Source organism: Glycomyces sp. NPDC048151 (assembly GCF_043202775.1).
In the GTDB taxonomy this organism is placed as follows: Bacteria; Actinomycetota; Actinomycetes; order Mycobacteriales; family Micromonosporaceae; genus Glycomyces.
Map to the genome: position 1 here is coordinate 85,694 of NZ_JBIDBB010000001.1, position 14,995 is coordinate 100,688.

At 70.0% G+C, this 14,995-nt stretch carries 12 protein-coding genes and 1 tRNA gene; 8 read left to right on the top strand and 5 right to left on the bottom strand.

Annotated features, from left to right (window positions below):
* Positions 1-29 precede the first annotated feature (29 nt).
* The 6 genes from ACGGCP_RS00395 (at position 30) to ACGGCP_RS00420 (ending at position 4,319) form a co-directional block, all read left to right on the top strand.
* The gene (locus ACGGCP_RS00395) at positions 30-470 is read left to right on the top strand and encodes a Fur family transcriptional regulator (RefSeq protein WP_392958956.1); all 441 of its coding nucleotides are present in this window, start codon (positions 30-32) and stop codon (positions 468-470) included.
* On the top strand, positions 467-1,522 hold the full coding sequence (locus ACGGCP_RS00400; protein WP_392958957.1) for a YgfZ/GcvT domain-containing protein: 1,056 nt from the start codon (positions 467-469) through the stop codon (positions 1,520-1,522). Before ACGGCP_RS00395 ends, ACGGCP_RS00400 begins: the two co-directional genes overlap by 4 nt.
* Positions 1,523-1,543: 21 nt before the next feature.
* A complete protein-coding gene (locus ACGGCP_RS00405; RefSeq protein ID WP_392958960.1) occupies positions 1,544-2,521 on the top strand; it encodes an asparaginase in 978 nt (325 codons plus the stop codon).
* A 129-nt stretch (positions 2,522-2,650) separates the two neighbouring features.
* Positions 2,651-2,733: transfer RNA gene (locus ACGGCP_RS00410), tRNA-Leu, on the top strand.
* Positions 2,734-2,870: 137 nt separating this feature from the next.
* Complete coding sequence (locus ACGGCP_RS00415; RefSeq protein WP_392958962.1) at positions 2,871-3,470, top strand: bacterial proteasome activator family protein; 600 nt, start codon at positions 2,871-2,873, stop codon at positions 3,468-3,470.
* Positions 3,471-3,638: 168 nt separating this feature from the next.
* The gene (locus tag ACGGCP_RS00420; protein ID WP_392958965.1) at positions 3,639-4,319 is read left to right on the top strand and encodes a lysophospholipid acyltransferase family protein; all 681 of its coding nucleotides are present in this window, start codon (positions 3,639-3,641) and stop codon (positions 4,317-4,319) included.
* Here the strand turns inward: ACGGCP_RS00420 and ACGGCP_RS00425 are convergent.
* The 4 genes from ACGGCP_RS00425 to ACGGCP_RS00440 all read right to left on the bottom strand — a co-directional run bounded on the left by ACGGCP_RS00425 (position 4,316) and on the right by ACGGCP_RS00440 (position 8,410).
* The gene (locus ACGGCP_RS00425) at positions 4,316-5,287 is read right to left on the bottom strand and encodes a peptidylprolyl isomerase (protein WP_392958968.1); all 972 of its coding nucleotides are present in this window, start codon (positions 5,285-5,287) and stop codon (positions 4,316-4,318) included. The genes ACGGCP_RS00420 and ACGGCP_RS00425 overlap by 4 nt on opposite strands.
* Complete coding sequence (locus tag ACGGCP_RS00430; RefSeq protein WP_392958970.1) at positions 5,242-6,555, bottom strand: MFS transporter; 1,314 nt, start codon at positions 6,553-6,555, stop codon at positions 5,242-5,244. Before ACGGCP_RS00430 ends, ACGGCP_RS00425 begins: the two co-directional genes overlap by 46 nt.
* A gap of 108 nt (positions 6,556-6,663) precedes the next feature.
* Positions 6,664-7,734 carry an inositol-3-phosphate synthase gene (locus ACGGCP_RS00435; RefSeq protein ID WP_392958972.1) on the bottom strand — a complete coding sequence of 357 codons (1,071 nt, stop codon included), beginning with the start codon at positions 7,732-7,734 and terminating at the stop codon, positions 6,664-6,666.
* Entirely contained in the window at positions 7,727-8,410 is a 684-nt protein-coding gene (locus tag ACGGCP_RS00440) for a PadR family transcriptional regulator (RefSeq protein WP_392958975.1), read from the bottom strand. Before ACGGCP_RS00440 ends, ACGGCP_RS00435 begins: the two co-directional genes overlap by 8 nt.
* Positions 8,411-8,745: 335 nt before the next feature.
* Between ACGGCP_RS00440 and ACGGCP_RS00445 the strand changes: the two genes are divergently transcribed.
* Together ACGGCP_RS00445 and ACGGCP_RS00450 are read left to right on the top strand one after the other, a co-directional pair.
* The gene (locus ACGGCP_RS00445; protein ID WP_392958977.1) at positions 8,746-12,033 is read left to right on the top strand and encodes a transglycosylase domain-containing protein; all 3,288 of its coding nucleotides are present in this window, start codon (positions 8,746-8,748) and stop codon (positions 12,031-12,033) included.
* A gap of 64 nt (positions 12,034-12,097) precedes the next feature.
* Entirely contained in the window at positions 12,098-13,657 is a 1,560-nt protein-coding gene (locus ACGGCP_RS00450; RefSeq protein WP_392958980.1) for a glycosyltransferase family 87 protein, read from the top strand.
* Here ACGGCP_RS00450 and ACGGCP_RS00455 read toward each other — a convergent pair.
* Positions 13,548-14,972 carry a CCA tRNA nucleotidyltransferase gene (locus tag ACGGCP_RS00455; RefSeq protein WP_392958983.1) on the bottom strand — a complete coding sequence of 475 codons (1,425 nt, stop codon included), beginning with the start codon at positions 14,970-14,972 and terminating at the stop codon, positions 13,548-13,550. The genes ACGGCP_RS00450 and ACGGCP_RS00455 overlap by 110 nt on opposite strands.
* Between the last annotated feature and the right edge of the window lie 23 nt (positions 14,973-14,995).

Genomic DNA, 14,995 nt, shown 5'->3' on the forward strand with positions numbered 1-14,995 from the left:
TCGCTGCGCACGCGCAGTACCATGCACCTATGCCCACCGAAGCCGAGGCCGAGACCGAACTCGCCGCGGTGCTGCGCGCCAAGGGCCTGCGCATGACCGCGCAGCGCCAGCTCGTCCTGGAGGCCGTCCGCTCGCTCGGACACGCCACCCCCGAGCAGATCCACGAGCGCATCCGCGGCCAGGTCGAAGGTGTGAACATCACCACGGTCTACCGCACCCTCGACCTGCTCGAAGAGCTCCAGCTCGTCTCCCACACCCACCTCTCCCACGGCGCTCCGACGTACCATCTGTCGGGCGACCGCGGCCACGCGCACCTGGTGTGCCACCGCTGCGGCCGGATCACCGAGGTCGAGCCTTCCCTGTTCGCGAACGCGCGCGCGGAAGTCGCCGACACCTGCGGGTTCGTCATGGACATCGGCCACGTCGCCGTGTTCGGGACCTGCGCCGAATGCCTGGAGAAGGACGCATGACCGACACTCCCACCTCGCCGCTCCTGTCCCTGCCCGGCGCCGTCCCCACCGAGGACGGCCGCAAGGCCTGGCACTACGGCGGGCCGCTCCCCGAGCAGAAGAAGGCGATGGCGACCGGCGCGCTGTTCGACCGCTCCGACCGCGACATCATCACCGTGACAGGCGAAGCCCGCCTCGAATGGCTGCACTCGCTCACCACGCAGCACCTCACCGGCCTCAAGCCGCACGAGGGCACCGAGGCCCTGGTCCTCTCCCCCACCGGCCGCGTCGAGCACCACATGAACGTCTTCGACGACGGCACGACCACCTGGCTCGACACCGAGCCCGGACACGGCGAGGCGCTGCTGAAGTACCTGCAGCTCATGAAGTTCCGCACCGAGGTCGACATCCGCGACGAGAACGGCGGGTGGGCCCTGTTCACCTACACGTTCAAGGACGCCGACGAGACCGCGCCCGTGGTGCAGCCCGTCCCCGCCGCGAAGTTCGTGCAGCGTGAGATTCCGCTCACCCCCACCGCGGTCTACCCCGGCGACGCGCTCGACGCGACCGACGGCTGGATCCGCCGCACCGACGCCCTCGGCGTCCCCACCTTCGACTTGTGCGTGCGCCGCGAGGACGTCGAGTCCTTCGTCCTCGGCGGCGACGCCGTCCCGGCCGGGACCTGGGCCTGGGACGCCGTCCGCGTCGCAGCGCAGGTGCCCGCGTTCGGGACCGACACCGACGAGAAGACCGTCCCGCACGAGGTCGGCCACTGGCTCCAGTACGCCGTGCACTTCAACAAGGGCTGCTACCGGGGCCAGGAGACCGTCGCGAAGGTCCACCACTTGGGACAACCGCCGCGCCGCCTCGTCATGCTCCACCTCGACGGCAGCAGCGAGCAGCCGCCTGCGAATGGCACCCCGATCATGCTGGGAGACAAGCAGGTCGGCGCGATCGGCACGGCCGTGCAGCACTACGAGCTGGGCCAGATCGCCCTCGCCCTGGTCAAGCGGTCGGCCACCGCCGACCCTGACGTGCGTCTCATCGTGGGAGATCAGGCCGCGAGCCTCTAGCCGCGCGACTAGCCTCGCAGTATGAGTGCTTCCTACCGTGGCGGCGAACCCGTCGCCGAGATCGTCCGGTCCGGATTCGCCGAGAGCCTCCACCGGGGCAGCGTCGCCGTGACCGACCCGTCCGGGAACCTCCTCGCCTCGATCGGCGACACCGGTTCCCCGGTCTTCCCCCGCTCCTCCAACAAGCCCATGCAGGCCCTCGCGATGCTCCGCGCCGGATGGGCGCCCGGCACCGAGGCCGACCTCGCCATCGCCTCCGCGAGCCACCGCGGCGAGCCGTTCCACCTCGCCCAGGTCGCCTCCGTCCTCGGCAGCGCCGGACTCGGCGAGGAGCACCTGCGGTGCCCGGCCGACCTCCCGAGCGACCCGGACGCCCGCAACGCGGTCGTCGCCGCGGGCGGCGAACCGCGCCGCGTCTACATGAACTGCTCCGGCAAGCACGCCGGGATGCTCGCGGCCTGCGCCGCGAACGGCTGGGACCTCGCGACCTACCGCGACCCCGAGCACCCCTTCCAGCAGCTCGTCATCAGTACCGTGGAAGAGCTCACCGGCGACACCGTCGAGGCGATCGGCGTCGACGGCTGCGGCGCGCCCGTCCTGGCCGTCACCCTCGCCGGGCTCGCCCGCGCCTTCGCCCGCCTCGTCGAGGCCCCCGAAGGCAGCAACGAGCGCCGCGTCGCGGACGCCATGCGCGCCAACCCGAAGCTCATCGACGGCACGCGCGGACCCGACCACCGCATGATGACCGCCCTGCCCGGCGTCCTCGCCAAGGGCGGGGCCGAAGGCGTCCACGTCGTCGCCGCTCCCGGCGTCGGCGCGGTCGCCGTCAAGATCGACGACGGCGCGGGCCGGGCTTCGACGCCGGTCGCCCTGCGCGCGCTCGTCAAGCTCGCCGGGTTCGAGGTCCCCGAGGACGCCAAGCCCGAGGTCGACAACCTCGTCTGGCCCGAGGTCCACGGCGGCGACCAGCAAGTCGGACGCCTGCGCCCGCTCCTGTGAGTGGCGTGCAACTCAACGCGGGCAATACCCCGTTGAACCACCAGGTACCGGCACGGTAAGATCGTCGCTGTCGGCTTCGCCGACATCTCACGCGAGTGGCGACTCTACTTTTGATTCCGCCACTCGCTGGCGCGAGTGGCGGAATGGCAGACGCGCTGGCTTCAGGTGCCAGTGTCCGTAAGGACGTGGGGGTTCAAGTCCCCCCTCGCGCACAGCACAGGCCCGGAGGTTTCGATCTCCGGGCCTTTCGCTTACCCCGGGCCGGTCGCGAGCGGGAACACCCCGCGATCCTTGCGCGTTAGGCTCGGGAAGAGGAAACGGAACCGAGACGAGTGGGGCCACACCGACCATGACTGAAGCGAACAGCAAGCCGGAGCAGGGCGAGCGCGACGCCGACGACCAGCCGTTCATCGTCGACGCCGAGGGCAACCCGATCACCGCCGAGGCCGAGGTCGACGAAGGCGACAGCTACGAGACCGACCCGACCAAGCTCGTCCCCGAACCGGCGAAGGTCATGCGCGTCGGCTCCATGATCAAGCAGCTCCTCGAAGAGGTCCGCGCCGCCGACCTCGACGACAAGGGCCGCCAGCGCCTGCGCGACATCCACGCCCGCTCCATCGCCGAGCTCGAGTCGGGCCTGGCCCCGGAGCTGCGCGACGAGCTGGAGCGCCTGTCGCTGCCGTTCAGCGCCGACGAGATCCCGACCGAGGCTGAGCTGCGGATCGCGCAGGCGCAGCTGGTGGGCTGGCTGGAGGGGCTGTTCCACGGCATCCAGGCGGCGCTGGTGGCGCAGCAGATGGCGGCGCGCCTGCAGCTGGACCAGATGCGTTCGGGCGAGTTGAAGGCGCTTCCGGCGGGCGAGGACCTTCCGCCGCAGCTCCGGGCCGTGATGGCGGAGCGGGCGGCGCGCGGTGACGATCGCGACCACCATCCCGGTCAGTACCTGTAGGGCTGTCACATGCCTTAGACTCGGACCCGCCTTCCCGGCGGGGCCGGCCGCGACCGCGGCGGGGGCCAGAGTGGTTCGAGGGTTTCGCCAGGTGCGTTTCGCGAGCCATAATTGGTCCCACCCGACTTTTCCCGCAGCCGGGGTGAGACCACTGGAGAGCTGAACACGGTGCTGTACAAGACGTTGCAATGGACGGCCGCGCCGACCATCAAGCTCATCTACAGGCCTTGGATCGACGGGAAAGAGAACATCCCGGAGGACGGTCCGGTCATCCTGGCCTCCAACCACCTCTCCGTGGCCGACCACTACTTCCTGGGTCTGACGACCAAGCGGCACATCGCGACGATGGCGAAGATCGAGTACTTCACCGGTGCCGGCATCAAGGGGAAGCTGATCTCGTCGACGGTGAAGGCGCTCGGCCAGGTGGCCGTGGACCGCTCGGGCGGGCGCAAGAGCGCCGCGTCCCTGGAGCCGTCGCTGGAGGTGCTCGCCGAGGGGCGGGTGTTCGCGATCTTCCCGGAGGGGACGCGTTCGCCTGACGGGCGGCTGTACCGGGGCAAGCCTGGTGTGGCGCGGTTGGCGCTCACGTCGGGGGCGCCGGTGATCCCGGTGGGTCTCATCGGCACGGAGAAGGTGCTGCCGATCGGCGAGTCGCGGCCGCGTGTGGCGCCGGTGGGCGTGCGCGTGGGCAAGCCGCTGGACTTCACGCGGTACAAGGGCATGGAGAACGACCGGGTGGTGATCCGGGCCGTCACGGACGAGGTGATGGACGCGATCCGTCGCCTGACGGGCCAGGAGTACGTGGACAAGTACGCCAAGCGCAACGGCTCGGAGAAGTCCGAGGACTAGCGTCCCGCGGTCGAGGTGGCGGCGCCGGTGGGCGTCGCCGTTCCCGTGGGAGTGGCGGTGCCGGTCCCGGTGGGCAGGCCGCTGGGTGTGGCGGTTCCCGACGGGGTGGCGGTACCGGACGGGGTCGCAGTTCCGGTTGGGAGCGTAGGCGTCTCGAAGGTCGGTTCGGGCGCGAGTCCGTCGATGCCGCCCACGGTGACGCCCCAGATCTCGACGGGCACGGGCGGGACGCCGTCGTATTCCACGGTCTCGGTGAGGGCCGCGATCTGGTCGAGCACTTCGTAGCCGTCGACGATGCCGCCGATGACGCTGACGCCCGCGGTGGGGACGGCCTCGCCGCGGATGAGCGCGAAGGAGCTGCCAGCGCGGCCCTTGTCGTCGGTGATGAGCGCGAGGACGTCGGCGACGTCCTCGCCGGCCATGCCGGTCTCCGCCTGGAAGCGCCACCCTGGGCCGTACGTGTCGTCGGACTCGGGGTCGAGGCCGGGGCTGCCGCAGCGGAGGATCGCGGTCGGGTCGACCGCCTGCGTGGTGAGCCGGTCGCATTCGTGCGAGGCGTAGAACTGCGTCTGGGAGAGGTGCGTGAACGCTTCGACGCCGCAGGGGGCGAGGTCGCCCCAGAGGAGCACGACGATCTCGCCGTAGTTGGTCTGGACGGTGGCGAGGGAGCGTTCGACGGGAGCGCCGGGCTCCATCGGGTCGGCGCCCTGCCCGGCGTCGTCGGCTTCGGTGACGGTGCACTGCTCGGCGATGACCTCGCCTGTCGCGCCGGTGCCGCTGTCGTCGTCGCGGAAGGCGAGCCAGGTGACCGCGGCGACGGATCCGGCGGTGAGGGCGACGGCGCCGAGTCCGGCGAGTCCGCGCTTCCAGCTGCCGGTGCCCTCGCGCTGCCAGGGGGCCGTCCCGCGGAACGGGTTCGACGCTACTGGGTCGTGCTCGGTCTCGGCTCGGTCGCGGCGGGGCTCCATGTCTGTGCATCGTACGGGGCCTCGTCTCGGGCGAGCCAGGCGTATCCGACGCAGATCAAACCGTAGGAGAGGGCCACCGCGAGGAGCGTGCCGGGGGCGTAGCCGTTCGACGGGACGACGAACGCGGCGGCGAAGAGCCCGGCGAGGTACCCGACGTTGTAGACGGTGTCGTTGACGCTGAAGACGCGGCCGCGGTAGGCGTCCTCGACGCCTCGCTGGATGCTCGTGTCCACGGTGATCTTCAGGCCCTGGGAGGCGATGTTCACCAGGAGGACGGCGACGGCGAACATGACCGGCATCATGGTGCCCGAGAGCGCGGCGACGACGACCGCGCACAGCGCCATGAGCACGACGATCCAGTTCTTCGGCCCCCACACGCGGGTGGCGCGCGGGGTCGCGACGGCGGCGGCGAGCACGCCGACGTTGCCGAGCACGGCGAGGACCAGCAGCCACGAGATGATCGTGGACTGGTCGGACTCGACGTCCCAGAAGAAGCCCATGAACAGGACGATCGCGATGATGAACACGACCCCGTACAGGAACCGGTGCAGCCCTTGCACCGCCATGGCCAGGGCCGGGCCGCGGCGCTGCCCGAGGTGCTTGAACCCCTCCCACATGCCCGAGCTCGTCTGGGCGATGCCGCGCCACAGCCCGGCCGGGGCGTGCTCGTCGACGGGCGGACCGAGGTCGGCGCGGCGGAAGGAGCTGCCGACGATCACCGCGGAGACGAGGTAGCCGCATCCGGCCGCGAACGCGAGCATCGAGTACGAGACGTTCGAGTCCATGAGCCGGGCGATGCCGGTGGTCGCGAGCCCGAGGCCGTACGCGAGCGCGCCGAGGGTCGACGCCAGCGAGTTCGCGGTGACGAGGTCCTTGGCGGGGACGACCTGCGGGTGGGCCGCGCCGAGCCCGGCGAGCACGAAGCGGTTCGCGGCGAGGACGACCATCGCGCACAGCACCCACGACCAGTTGAAGCCGCCGGGCAGGGTCAGGCAGATGACGATCATGAGCGCGGCGCGCAGCAGGTTCGCGCCGCCGATGAGGTTGCGGCGGCTGAACCGGTCGAGGACGGTGCCGACGTACGGCCCGAGCAGGGAGTACGGGCCGAGGAGGATCGCCACGGCCGCCGCGTACCGGAACGGGTCGCTCGCTTCGCCGAGCGCGGGGTTGAAGAAGACGGAGAGCGCGAGGGACGCCTGGAACATGCCGTCGGCGGCCTGGGACGTGAGCCGCACCGCGAGCAGGTGCCGGAATCGGCGGTTGCTCACGAGGTTCCGAACGTGCCCGTCGGTGCGCATTGTCCGAGGATAACTCCGGTGAATGCCAAGGGGGACCCCGATTTTGTTATCGGAGTCCCCCTATGCGGTGGTCGCGGCCTACTCGCCCGCGATGAAGTTCTCGACCGAGATGCGAGCCTCTTCGTCGGAGAACTGCTTGGCCGGCGACTTCATGAAGTAGCTGGAGGCCGATTCGACCGGGCCGCCCACGCCGCGGTCGAGGGCGATCTTCGCCGCGCGGACCGCGTCGATGATGACGCCCGCGGAGTTCGGCGAGTCCCACACCTCGAGCTTGAGCTCAGCGTTCAGCGGCACGTCGCCGAAGGTGGTGCCCTCGAGGCGGATGTACGCCCACTTGCGGTCGGTCAGCCACGGGACGTGGTCCGACGGGCCGATGTGCACGTCCGCGCCCTGCATCTCGTGCGGGATCTGCGAGGTCACGGCCTGCGTCTTGGAGATCTTCTTGCTCTTGAGGCGCGAACGCTCGAGCATGTTCATGAAGTCCATGTTGCCGCCGAAGTTCAGCTGGTACGTGCGGTCGAGGCGCACGCCGCGGTCTTCGAACAGCTTCGCCAGCACGCGGTGCACGATGGTGGCGCCGACCTGCGACTTGATGTCGTCGCCGACGATCGGGATGCCCGCGTCGGTGAACTTCTTGGCCCATTCGGGGTCGGAGGCGATGAACACGGGGAGGGCGTTCACGAACGCGGCGCCCGCGTCGATCGCGGCCTGCGCGTAGAACTTCGCCGCCTTCTCGGAACCGACCGGCAGGTAGCACACGACCACGTCGGTCTTGGCCGCCTTGAGCGCGGCGACCACGTCGACGGGCTCGTCGGAGGACTCGGTGACCATCTCGGTGTAGTACTCGCCCAGGCCGTCGTGGGTCGGGCCGCGCAGGACCGGGACACCGGTGGGAGGCACGTCGGCGAACTTGATGGTGTTGTTCTCCGAGGCGAAGATCGCGCTGGCCAGGTCCTGGCCGACCTTCTTGGCGTCGACGTCGAACGCGGCGACGAACTCGATGTCGTTCACGTGGTAGTCGCCGAACTGGACGTGCATGAGGCCGGGCACCCGGTCCTCGGGCTTGGCGTCGCGGTAGTACTCGACGCCTTGGACCAGCGAGTTGGCGCAGTTGCCTACGCCGACAATGGCTACGCGCAGCTTACCCATCGCGCATGCCTCCTTTGCCTTGTTTATTTGGGTCTCCGGCGCTCGCAGCCGGATCGGGTGTTCCCTGATCCGAGACGGCACGGCGCCGTCCCGGTTCGGCGAAGGGCTCGCCGAAGTCGTTGCGCTGCTCGGGGCGGCGGCTCTCCTCGGAGGCGATGAGCTCGTTGAGCCAGCGCACCTCCCGCTCGGCGGTCTCCAGCCCGTGCCGCTGCAGTTCGAGCCCGTAGGCGTCGAGCCGCTCGGCGGTGCGGGCGAGGGCCTCGCGGATGCGCTCGCGGCGCTCCTCGACGCGGCGGCGGCGGGCCTCGAGGATCCGCAGTCGCGTGGCCGGGTCGGTGCGCGAGAAGAACGCGAAGTGCACCCCGAACAGGGCCTCGTCGGCCGATTCGGGGCCTGCGTCGGCCATGAGCTGAGCGAAGTGCTCCTTGCCTTCGGGTGTGAGCCGGTAGACCTTGCGGGCCCGGCGCCCGGTGAGCAGCGGGGTCTCTGCCGCACCCTCTCGTGGGGTCTCCTCGGCGATGAGTCCACGCTGACGCATGCGCTTGAGGGTGGGGTAGAGCGAGCCGTAGCTGAACGCGGCCCGGATGGCCCCAAGCAGGGCCAGCAGGCGTTTGCGCAGCTCGTAGCCGTGCATGGGGGTCTCGTGCAGGAGCCCCAGAATGGCGAGCTCAAGCATCGTGCCCCTCCTCTCACACGGCGATCTAACGCTGTGATGTATCGGCTCGATACATCAGCGTCAACCATAGCGGCAGGCGCAAATCACGTCAAGGCACGCGTCCGCGCCCTGTTCAGAGGGGCGGTCATCCGATAGGCTGGCCCACCAAGCGATCTAGCAGAGTTCTCTCAATTTCGATGTGCGAAACTGCGAGACGACCGGCCACCCCCCATGCCGGGAGTAGACCTTTGCGACCGCCGGTCCGCCGGGCGCGCCCCCTCGGGGCGCCAGGTGACCGGGCCGACCGGCAAAACCCGGAAAGATGCCCGGGTTACACAGCATGTGGATGGTTGAGCATGAGCGACTACGGTTATCGTCCCGCCCCGCCCCCCGAGGACGGCAGGCCCCAGGGCCGCGGCGGGCGACCGGACGGCCGCGCCTACGGCAACGCCGGATCCGGGGACCGCCAGGGCGACTACGGCTGGGGCGGCCAACAGCAAGGCGGCCCGCAGGGCCAGGCCCCCAGGCCTCGCCAGCAGCCGTACGGCACGCCCGCCTCCGGCAGCGCGTCCGTCGGGCGCGGCTCCGTCCCGCCCGGACGCGGCTCCGCGTCCGTGGGCGGCGCCCGTCCCACCGGCTCGGCCTCGGTCGGCTCCGCGTCGGTCGGCAGCGCCTCGGTCGGCGGCCAGGGCCGCAGCGGCCGCGCGTCCGTCGGCTCCGCCTCCGTGGGCTCGGCCTCGGTCGGCTCCGCCTCCGTCGGTTCCGCCTCTGTCGGCGCCGCGTCGGTCCGCCCCGCGGAACCGGGCGAGCGCACCGGCCGCGCCAGCGTCGCGGGCTCCCGCCGCGCGCGCAAGGGCCCGGGGAACAAGAGCGACCTCGAGGCCGAAGGCGGCAAGAAGAAACGCAAGCGCCTGGGCCGCAAGATGCTCGCGGCGATGATCGCCCTCGGGATCGTCGGCATCTCAGCCGTCACGATCGTCGGCGCCGTCTACTTCCAGGAGGCCCCGTCGCTGACCGGCCTCGCGCGCGACGGCGAGTCCTCCTCCTTCTACCTCGCCGACGAGGAGACCCAGGTGGGCGCGTTCGGCGAGACGCTCCGCCTGCAGGCCAACGAGAACGAGATCCCGGAAACGGTCACCGACGCCCTGGTGGCGCTGGAGGACCGCAAGTTCTGGGAGCACGGCGGCGTCGACTACGTCCGCACCGCCGGGGCGCTCGTCAACAACCTCACCGGCGGCGAGACGCAGGGCGCCTCGACGATCACCCAGCAGTACGCGGGCATCTACCTCGACGCGCGCGACGAGATCTCCTATGACCGCAAGGCCCGCGAAGCGGCCGTCGCGATCAAGATGGAGAACGACTACACCAAGAAGCAGATCATCACCGCCTACCTCAACGTGGCCTACTTCGGCCGCGGCGCCTACGGCATCGAGGCGGCGGCGAAGAACTACTTCGACGTCCCGCTCAAGGACCTGACCTACGACCAGGCGGCGTTCATCGTCATGCAGGTCAAGTCCCCCAACGGCTACTACGACCCGTACTTCACGGACTACTACGACGAAGGCGCCGCGAAGGGACGCTGGGAGTACACCATGGACGCCCTCGTCGAGACCGACCAGCTGTCGCAGTCCGAGCGCGACAAGTACGCCTACCCCGAGCCGATCAAGGACTTCAAGGCGAGCGGCTCGTGGGGCGGCGACACTCCCCTGGGCTTCATCACCAACGAGCAGGACGGCTACATCTTCGACGAGCTCGAGGACCGCTACGGCATCACCAGGGACATGCTCGGCGGCACGATGGAGGGCGAGGACAAGGGCGGCGGCTACAAGGTCGTGCTCACCATCGACGAGGAGATCCAGAACGCCCTCGTCTCCACCGGCTCGCGCGGCGACATCGAGCGCGCGAAGAACGGCGACGGCGAATGGGTCGACGCCGACGGCAACGTCGTCGCGACCGAGGCCGAGGCCGCCCCCGCCGAGGACGACAACGGCTACTCGTACTTCAAGAACGACAACACTGAAGCCGCGCTTGAAGAGTACGAGAAGTACATGATGACGGCCATGGTCGCCATCGACCCCGCGACCGGCGCGGTCGTCGGCTACTACGGCGGCGACGACGGCTTCGGCGTCGACAAGGCCGGCGCCGAGTCCCCGCACCCGCCGTCCTCGACGATGAAGCTCATCACCGCGGCCACGGCCATGGAGAACGGCGACTCGATCGAGTCGTGGTTCAACGCCGGCTCGCCGCGCGCCTTCGACAGCCTCCAGCTCGAGAACGCGTGCATCGGCGGCGGCGACTACCCCGACTGCACGCTGCGCAACGGCATCCAGTCCGACACCAAGCTCGAACTGACGCTGACCGACTCGGTCCGCAAGTCCAAGAACACCCCGATGTACGCCATCGCGGAGGAGTACGGCGCGGACCAGATCCTGCAGTACGCCAACAAGATGGGGCTCACCCAGATGAGCCAGACGCGGTCCCTCCCCGACGACAACGGCGACTACCACGACGTCATCGTCAACTACGAGCTGACCGCCGACGGGCAGTACATCGTGCACGGCAAGGCCGTCGACGCGGCGGGCGAGCCGGTCACCAACGAGTCGGGCAACTGGGACGACTGGGCGCTCGTCCAGGTCGACGAGAACTGCGAGCCCGTGATCAACCTCGACGGCGCCTTCATCGAGGACACCGCCGAGACGCCGACCTCCTGCGCGATCGGCGCGAACGGCGAGACCGACCCGTTCTACTACCACCTGTCGTTCGGGCAGTACCCGACCAGCGTCCGCGACATGGCGGCCATGTACGCCACCATCGCGAACAACGGCTACTACCACGAGACCCACTACATCGCGAAGGTCTACGACGGCGCCGGCAACGAGCTCGAGCCCAAGCGCGACCTCAACGAGGGCCAGGCCATCAAGGAGGACGTCGCCCGCGACCTGCAGTGGGTCGGCTCCGAGATCGCCGGTGAGTCTGACACCGAGCAGCTCTCCCGGGACTACTTCGGCAAGACCGGTACCTGGGAGGCCACCGGCGAGGACAAGGACGGCAACAAGTACCAGTCCGGCTGGAACGCCCACGCCTGGTACGTCGGCGCGATCAAGCAGCTGTCCATCGCCGCGTGGGTCGGCAACGTGACCTCGGAGTCCGCTCCGATCGCGGCCCCCGGAGGCAGTTTCGACGGCGTCTTCGGCTCCAACACCGCCTATCCGGTCTGGTACACGGCGATGAACCGCCTCCTCGAGGCCAAGGACGGCCAGGACGGCTGGGAGCCGGTCGAGTGGGACGGCAAGGTGACGACCGGCTCGGCCAACACCTGGGACCTCGACAACGCCGGGTTCAATCCCGACGGCGCGTTCTGCGCGAAGAACGGCGACGATCCGCGCTGCGGCGCTTCGCAGGAGGAAGAGGACAAGAAGGCCTGCGAAGAGGGCGGCGGCACCTGGGTCGACGACAAGTGCGAGGCCGAGGACGACGGCAGCGACGACGACACGTCACAGAGCCCCGATCCGACTGAGGACACCTCCTCGGATCCGGAATGCTCGATCTGGGAACCAGACTGCAACAGCCCTTCGCCGACCGAAGAGTCGTCGCCGTCGACCGAGCCCGAAAACCCCGGCGGCGGCGGGGGTGGCGGCGACTAGGCCGCGTTGAACGCGGCTGACCACCGATAGCGCCAGGACGGCGGCATGGGCCACAATAGGGCCCATGCCGCCGTCTTCGTCTGACCCGATCGACTCGCCGCCGCACCCCGAGCGCGCTCGACCCGTCGGCGACCCCCCGGTCGCCCCCACCCTCACCGACCGCCTGGCGCGCTTCGCCTCCGGCATCATCGGCGGTCCCTTCGGGGACCACGCCGTCGACCCGCCCAAGCGCCGCTACTGGACGCCCCTGCGGGTCGTCCTCTTCACCGGCCTCGTCGCGTTCGCGATCAGCTGGCTGCAGAAGTACCCCTGCGCCGCAGGCGGATGGACCGACTGGTCCCAGTACACGAACGCCTGCTACACCGACATCCGCGCGCTGTGGGGCGCCGAACGCCTCAACGAAGGCGCCGTCCCCTACCGCGACCACCCGGTCGAATACCCGGTACTGACCGGTTGGTTCATGGGGATCCTCGGGCAGATCGCCTACCGCGCGGGCAACGTGCTCGGCGTCGACGGCGGCCCGATCTTCTACCACCTCAACGCCATCGTGCTCTTCATCTGCGGCGCGTTCGCCATCGCGATCCTCCACCGGATCCGCGAGGACAACCGCCGCACCGACCTCCCCGGCCCCAACCCGGACCCGGCGCTCGTCTACTCCCGGCCCTCCAGGCCCTGGGACGCGATGCTCCTCGCCGCCGCGCCCGTCGTGCTCGTCACCGCCACCGTCAACTGGGACCTGTTCGCCATCGCCCTGTCGATGCCGTTCTTCCTGTACTGGCAGCGCAGCCGCCCGATCATGGCCGGGCTGTTCCTCGGCCTCGCCGTCGCCGCGAAGTTCTACGCGCTCCTGTTCATCGGCCCGCTCCTCGTCCTCGCCCTGCGCCAGCGCAAACTCCTGCCCGCCTTGCAGGCCACCGCGACCGCCGCCGTCGTGTGGGCCGTCATCAATGCGCCCGTCGCCTACTTCTGGCGCGAGTCGTGGATGCGGTTCTTCGAGCTCAACTCCGAACGGCCCGTCGACTGGGGCACCGGCTGGTACGTCCTGCGCGGCGTCACCGGCTGGGAGAAGCTCTGGGACTCCGAGTACGTCAACGACCTGTACCTGGTCCTGTTCGCCGCGTCCTGCCTCGGCATCGCCGCGCTCGGGATGTTCGCGGGCCGCAGGCCCGGCGCGCCGGGGCTGCGCGGGATCGCGACCGCCGACGACCTCATGCCGCGCCTCGCGCAGCTGTGCTTCCTCGTCGTCGCCGCGTTCCTGCTGTTCGGCAAGGTCTGGTCGCAGCAGTACGTGCTGTGGCTGATCCCGCTCGCGGTCCTCGCCCGCCCCAAGTGGGGCGCGTTCCTGCTGTGGCAGGCCGCCGAAGTGTTCTACTTCATCTCGTTCTACGGCAAGATGCTGCAGGTCTCGGCCGAAGAGGGCGACCGGGGCTTCCCCGAGTGGGTGTTCCTCTCGGCCGCGGCGTCACGCTGGATCATGGTGGCCGTCATGTGCGCCTTCGTGATCCAGGAGGTCCTCATTCCGCGTCTGGACTCGGTGCGAGGCCTTCCCTCGCGGCCCAGGCGCGCAGCTGCGACTCCGCTTCCTCGCGAGGCATCGGGCCCCGCTCCAGCCGCAGCTCCTTGAGGTACGCCCACGCCCGGCCCACCTGCGGGCCGGGCGGGAGGCCCAGGAGCTCCATGATCGCGTTGCCGTCGAGGTCCGGGCGCACCGCGCGCAGGTCCTCCTCGGCGCGGATGCGGGCGATCCGCTCCTCGAACGCGTCGTAGTCGCGGCGCAGCCGCTCGGCCTTGCGCCGGTTGCGGGTCGTGCAGTCCGAGCGCACCAGCAGGTGCAGCCGGTCCAGCTGCGGGCCCGCGTCCGTCACGTACCGGCGCACCGCCGAATCGGTCCACCCCGCGTCTCCGTAGCCGTAGAAGCGCAGGTGCAGGGAGATGAGGAGCGAGACGGCCTGCACGTCCGACTTCGGGAACCGGAGCTCGCGCATCCGCCTGCGCGCCAAGCGCGCACCGGCCACGTCGTGGTGGTGGAACGTGACGCCGCCCCCGGCGACCACGTCCTTCGTCTCCGGCTTGCCGATGTCGTGGAGCAGGGCCGCGAGCCGCAGCAGCAGGTCCGGGCCGTCCTGCTCCAGCTCGATCGCGTTGCGCAGCACCTGCAGCGAATGCTCGTACACGTCCTTGTGCTGGGCGTGCTCGTCGATCTCCATGCGCAGCGCGGGCAGCTCCGGCAGGAACTGCTCCGCCAAGCCCGTGTCGACCAGGATCCGCAGGCCCACAACGGGATCGGGAGCCATGAGGAGCTTCACGAACTCGTCGCGGATCCGCTCGGCGGTGATCCGCGCCAGCTCAGGAGCCATGCGGCGCATCGCGTCCAGCGTGTCCGGCTCGATCGCGAACCCCAGCTGCGCGGCGAACCGCGCCGCCCGCAGCATCCGCAGCGGGTCGTCGGCGAACGACGACTCCGGGGACGCCGGGGTGCGGATCGTCTGCCGAGCGATGTCGGCCAGCCCCCCGAACGGGTCGGTGAACTCGTGGCCGGGCAGCGACACCGCCATCGCGTTCACCGTGAAGTCGCGGCGCTCCAGGTCGTCGACGAGGTTGTCCCCGTACCGGACGATCGGATTGCGGCTCACCCGGTCGTACGCGTCCGCGCGGAACGTCGTCACCTCGACCTGCTCCCCCCGGAACAGCCCCCCGATCGTCCCGAAGTCCGCGCCCGTCGTCCACACCGTCGAGCAGTGCTCCCGCAGGATCGCCTCCGTCGACTCCGGACGCGCGTCCGTCGTGAAATCGAGGTCGCTCACGCTCCGGCGCAGCACCGCGTCCCGGACCGGGCCCCCGACCAGGTGCAGCTCATGACCGGCGTCGGCGAACACCCGACCCAGTTCATCGGCTATGGGCGGGACCGTGATTTCCTTACCGCTACTGTTGTCAGACATCGCCGGGCAAGCTTAGCGGAGAG

Excerpts from the sequence above, each read along its gene's own strand:
- ACGGCP_RS00395 (WP_392958956.1), top strand. The coding sequence starts at position 30 with ATGCCCACCGAAGCCGAGGCCGAGACCGAACTCGCCGCGGTGCTGCGC.
- ACGGCP_RS00400 (WP_392958957.1), top strand. The coding sequence starts at position 467 with ATGACCGACACTCCCACCTCGCCGCTCCTGTCCCTGCCCGGCGCCGTC.
- ACGGCP_RS00405 (WP_392958960.1), top strand. The coding sequence starts at position 1,544 with ATGAGTGCTTCCTACCGTGGCGGCGAACCCGTCGCCGAGATCGTCCGG.
- ACGGCP_RS00415 (WP_392958962.1), top strand. The coding sequence starts at position 2,871 with ATGACTGAAGCGAACAGCAAGCCGGAGCAGGGCGAGCGCGACGCCGAC.
- ACGGCP_RS00425 (WP_392958968.1), bottom strand. The coding sequence starts at position 5,287 with ATGGAGCCCCGCCGCGACCGAGCCGAGACCGAGCACGACCCAGTAGCG.
- ACGGCP_RS00435 (WP_392958972.1), bottom strand. The coding sequence starts at position 7,734 with ATGGGTAAGCTGCGCGTAGCCATTGTCGGCGTAGGCAACTGCGCCAAC.
- ACGGCP_RS00440 (WP_392958975.1), bottom strand. The coding sequence starts at position 8,410 with ATGCTTGAGCTCGCCATTCTGGGGCTCCTGCACGAGACCCCCATGCAC.
- ACGGCP_RS00445 (WP_392958977.1), top strand. The coding sequence starts at position 8,746 with ATGAGCGACTACGGTTATCGTCCCGCCCCGCCCCCCGAGGACGGCAGG.
- ACGGCP_RS00450 (WP_392958980.1), top strand. The coding sequence starts at position 12,098 with ATGCCGCCGTCTTCGTCTGACCCGATCGACTCGCCGCCGCACCCCGAG.
- ACGGCP_RS00455 (WP_392958983.1), bottom strand. The coding sequence starts at position 14,972 with ATGTCTGACAACAGTAGCGGTAAGGAAATCACGGTCCCGCCCATAGCC.